This window comes from Caballeronia sp. (assembly GCF_049581465.1).
GTDB lineage: Bacteria > Pseudomonadota > Gammaproteobacteria > Burkholderiales > Burkholderiaceae > Caballeronia.
Map to the genome: position 1 here is coordinate 1 of NZ_JBAUSA010001124.1, position 4,285 is coordinate 4,285.

The 4,285-nt window shown below is 56.0% G+C and carries 6 protein-coding genes; 1 reads left to right on the forward strand and 5 read right to left on the reverse strand.

Features of this window, described 5'->3' with window-relative positions; translation table 11 throughout:
* From WCA53_RS27495 to WCA53_RS27510, 4 genes are all read right to left on the reverse strand, one after another.
* Positions 1-420, reverse strand: a 420-nt coding sequence (locus tag WCA53_RS27495; RefSeq protein ID WP_423918231.1) for a VirB3 family type IV secretion system protein, incomplete at its 3' end; no start/stop codon positions are given.
* Between the two features lie 6 nt (positions 421-426).
* Positions 427-723, reverse strand: a complete 297-nt coding sequence (locus WCA53_RS27500) for a hypothetical protein (protein WP_423918234.1) — start codon at positions 721-723, stop codon at positions 427-429.
* 57 nt (positions 724-780) lie between these two features.
* Positions 781-1,464 carry a lytic transglycosylase domain-containing protein gene (locus WCA53_RS27505; RefSeq protein WP_423918237.1) on the reverse strand — a complete coding sequence of 228 codons (684 nt, stop codon included), beginning with the start codon at positions 1,462-1,464 and terminating at the stop codon, positions 781-783.
* Between the two features lie 137 nt (positions 1,465-1,601).
* Entirely contained in the window at positions 1,602-1,943 is a 342-nt protein-coding gene (locus WCA53_RS27510) for a hypothetical protein (protein WP_423918242.1), read from the reverse strand.
* A gap of 313 nt (positions 1,944-2,256) precedes the next feature.
* Between WCA53_RS27510 and mnmH the strand changes: the two genes are divergently transcribed.
* A complete protein-coding gene (gene mnmH, locus WCA53_RS27515; RefSeq protein ID WP_423918246.1) occupies positions 2,257-3,312 on the forward strand; it encodes a tRNA 2-selenouridine(34) synthase MnmH in 1,056 nt (351 codons plus the stop codon).
* Here the strand turns inward: mnmH and WCA53_RS27520 are convergent.
* Positions 3,241-4,236 (reverse strand): fatty acid desaturase, encoded by a 996-nt coding sequence (locus WCA53_RS27520; protein WP_423918250.1) that lies wholly within the window; start codon positions 4,234-4,236, stop codon positions 3,241-3,243. The genes mnmH and WCA53_RS27520 overlap by 72 nt on opposite strands.
* Positions 4,237-4,285 lie beyond the last annotated feature (49 nt).

Genomic DNA, 4,285 nt, shown 5'->3' on the forward strand with positions numbered 1-4,285 from the left:
GCGAGTCCGTTTAGCTGCAGCGCCTGTCGCCTTGGCGAAGAAGCGCTTATAAACGCGAAGGTGCCGCCCATACCGCAGCGGTCCAAGCGTCGCTGTGTTACCGAAATCGAAGGGCTTCGCCCGGCCCGTCTTCAGAAACGTGACGAGGCGCAAGCCCCACCAGTAGGCGCGACAACGGAGTTCGAGCCACATGATGCGAAGACCCTGATCGTCTGTCTCGCAGATGTGCTTAAAAAATAGCAAGACAGGGAAACCCATGAAGAAGAACAGCAGCCCTCCGGGTCCCACGAACGCGGCACATAAAAGCCCCACAAATATCGAGCAAGCGAAGACCACGAGCGCCGGCATATAGGGCACTCCCCACACGTTCGGCGTACGCCCGAGCCCATTGAATCCGGGGTATTTCGTTTTTTCGGACATAGCGTCTCAACTGACAAACATGTTCCATAGCCACGGTGCGAGCACTGCGACTCCGCCGACGACGGCAACCTTGCCGCATGCAGTAACGAAATCGGACCAATGTCCCCTATCCATCCACGACTCGGCCCCCTTCCAGCCGAGGTACATCAGCGCGCACACGCCAAGGAAGCTATAAAGCCAGACCTTGAAGGTCGTCGCACCTTGCGTCGCCGAATCAAGTCCGCTTGCGAATGCATAGGAATACGTTATTGGTACGGTAAGTACTACTAACAATACGTTCTGAATGTGGTACTTTTTAGACATGGCTCCTCCGAAGGGCGACTCAAAAAACCGGGCACGGACTGTCCGCGTCCGCAACAATCATTTGCAGGAAGCGGATCCATCACACGCGTAGTCACCGAACGCATCCCAAGCGGGGTGCGAAATAGGAGTCGCGGTCGTAGTCATGGCCGGCGTCGCCACCGGCGAGTCAGGATCGGCGTCGACTGGTGGCGCGCTGGGCTTGCTATGGTGCGCACTAGCGACGAGCTTGCGGTCCATGACGACCGAAATCGCCGGTACGTCTATCGACGGGTTTGTCGCCTGCGCGTTCGTGGAGACCCGCTGAACATAACTGGTGCCCCGAAACTCGGTCTTCAGCCCGCGGGTGAAGTTGCCACTGTAGTAGCAACTGATCGCCGCCCGCAGCGCTTGGTCTCCCGCTCCGATGCTTGCAACTGCTCGCGTATAACAGCCTCGCAAGATGTCAGCGCCGGCCTGCAAGTTCGCACATGGATCGAACGCAGTTGCGTAGGTAAGTCCGTATCGGGAGAGGTTGGCCTTGTTGACTTGGCCAAGTCCCATGCTGAAATTGATGCCTTGGGCGTCGAGCGCCTTGGCCGTCGCGACGGCTTGGGCGAGCGTTTGGGGTTGCCTTGAAAGATGGCCACCAACGACACCGATAGCGAAGGGGTTGAAACCCGATTCCGTCCGCACGACGGCTTGGAGCGTCGTCGGATGAATATTCGGCGCGCATTCCAAGGCCAAGGTATTGAAGTCAACCATGACTTCTACCTTGGTCAGCTACGAGCGAGCACAGCCGCGCGAACGCTATAATGGTGCTAGCCATCTTAGACCTCACGAAGTTTGAAAAATGGTCAGGTGATGTCGGTGTTGGTAGCGCCGACATCGACCGCTTCAATTCAGTCTTTTTCTCGCCTGAGTAGCACGTGCACAGAACTAATGCGCGGGCACGTTTCCTTTACAAAGTCCATTGCGATATCAAGACGTTTCCATAACTTGGTTCGCCCAAGCGCTGTCTGGACAACGTAGACTTTCGCCTCACTGGGAATTTTCACATTCATCAACCACCACCCTTCACGATCCTCTTCTCCCTCACCTGTCTCTACCAAAAAAATTTCGTATTCAGGTTGAGCGCCGTCGAGGATCGCGAGATCCCTTTTGGTTAGCGTCAGCATTTCGTCCCTTGGCATCGTTCGCAAAACAAGGATTAATGCCACGCAGCCGGGAAACTTTCCATGCATCACGCAGTTTTCTCACGAATGACAAGAATTGATTCACGTTTGATATCATTTGTAGATCATATCTACACACTTGTCTAACATATCTTCTAGTTCGACGAACAAACATGTGTCAATTTGTAATTGATGCGGCCTTGTTGGGCGATCGAAGAAGGCTCGTGGCGCTTAGGAGAACCGATCCGGCGGCGAACAAACAGGAAGGTTGTTTACGTATTTGTCTGGGCGGTTAATGGAAGTCTAGCCCGATACCCATTAGTAACGGGGTGTCCCCGTCTGGTATTTACTTCATCATCGCGTTATGTTAAGAGGAATTGCGATGTACGATTTAGACGCACTGCGCAAATTTGATTTGATCATCGACGCACGAAGTCCGCGCGAATTCGCCGAAGATCATCTGCCCGGAGCGGTCAACCTCCCGGTGGTCTTCGACGAGGAATACGCGGAGGTCGGTACGGCCCATCGGACGGATCCAATGAGGGCCTATCAGATCGGCGTTGCATATTCGCTTAGAAACATCGCGCGCCACCTTGAGCTTCCGTTTTTTCGCACCAGTCGGCGAGCCACCATCCTCGTTTATTGTTTTCGGGGCGGAAAACGAAGCAAGCTTTGGACGGACGCCCTGGAGACAATCGGCTACAAGGTCCAAAGGCTACCGACGGGTTGGAAGGGCTATCGAAACTGGGTACGTGAAACCCTTGCGGAGATGCCCACGCGGTTGAAGCTAAATGTGCTTTCAGGGCCAACTGGGTGTGGAAAAACTCGCCTGTTGCTCGCGTTACGTGAAGCAGGAGCACAGGTCCTCGACTTAGAGGCGCTTGCCTCACACCGCGGTTCAATCATTGGCGCGATACCGGGTCGGGCACAGCCGAGCCAAAAATTATTCGACAGCCTGTTGCTAGCTGAGATGAGTCGCCTTGATTTGTCAAAGCAGGTGTGGATTGAAAGTGAGAGCAAGCGAATCGGCCGCGTGCAGTTGCCGACTGCGCTTTTCGACCGAATGCACGGCGGCCGCCTCTACGCGGTCGATACTCCGATGCCTGAGAGAATCGCGATGTGGCACCGCGAGTATCCCCACTTTGAGCGCGACCCCGCGGCGCTGGTCGCACAACTGGGCTATTTGAAAGCACTCGTTGGCGGAGCGACGCTGCAGGAGTGGTCGTCGCTGGCCGAACTCGGCGAAATTGACGCGCTCTTCGAAAGCATCATGGTCGACTACTACGACCCAGCGTACGTTCGCTCGACGAAGAAAAATTACTCGCAAACCGGGCATGCCGCCGAAATCCGACTGGAAACGCTGGACTCAAACTATCTCGCAACCATCGCGGGCCGCCTGATCTCTGAAAGCAGCATCTTGCCGTCGCTGCCTGACTAGGATCCTCACCCTGCGGTCCATCACCGAAAACCAAAGAGGTGGCACCAATGTTAGCCAAAGCATCTGAAAATAGCCTCCGGGTAAAGTGGCGCGCTGCACGGCCAGACGCTGATATGGCAAGTGCCCCTCTTGATGGTGAGAACCGTGAAATCCGTTGTTCACCAGCAGGCAGTTCGACAGCCAAAAGTCGACGTCCCACGAGGTGGCAGCAGTAGGCGGAGGGTCTCGATCGAGTCCGTAGTGCTGCATATAGCCGACGGCCTCGACAATAAACACGCTGACAGCTGCGTATCCAGCGTAGAAGAACGCGACGCGCCATTGATGCAGCGCCAACGCTATACAGAACAGCAATAAGCCGACAAACACGTTTCGGAAGAGGCTACGCGGAACCCCGTCGTGCTGAAAAGAGCGTCGTGCGAACGACGATTTCAATGCTGACGCGTAAGAGCGTCCTACGTGGCGCCAGAGAGACGTGCCCACCGATGCCGCGGAGCCAAACTCTGCGTTCCCAACGTGCTCATGGTGCAACTGGTGCGCCACCCGGTAGTGCGGATAACCGGCGACGATGAATGCAAGGTCACTAACCAGCCGCCATATTTTGCCAGGTCGGTGCGTCAGTTCATGCAGATGCGCCATCGCGGTAGCGCTTAACACGCCGCATCCGACGATTAGCCCGATCAACTCCGGCGCCGGAGCATGTGCCGCGCGGTAGACACCGATCGCGACTGCACAAGCCCATATAACAGCAAACCAGCAGGGAACCTGTTGTTCGGCCGTTTTCTCTATCGCCTGCCCCGAGACAGGAGCACCCCGCCCTATCATCACGTCGAGCACAGGAATAGCGAACAGCACGATCGCCACAAATGCCCAAGGGTAACCGTCAAGCAACGACACGCACGCACCGATCGGCAGTGCCAGCGACAACCAGAACGCTTTACCGCTGTTACGCCAGCAGGTCATTCACTTCCGCGAA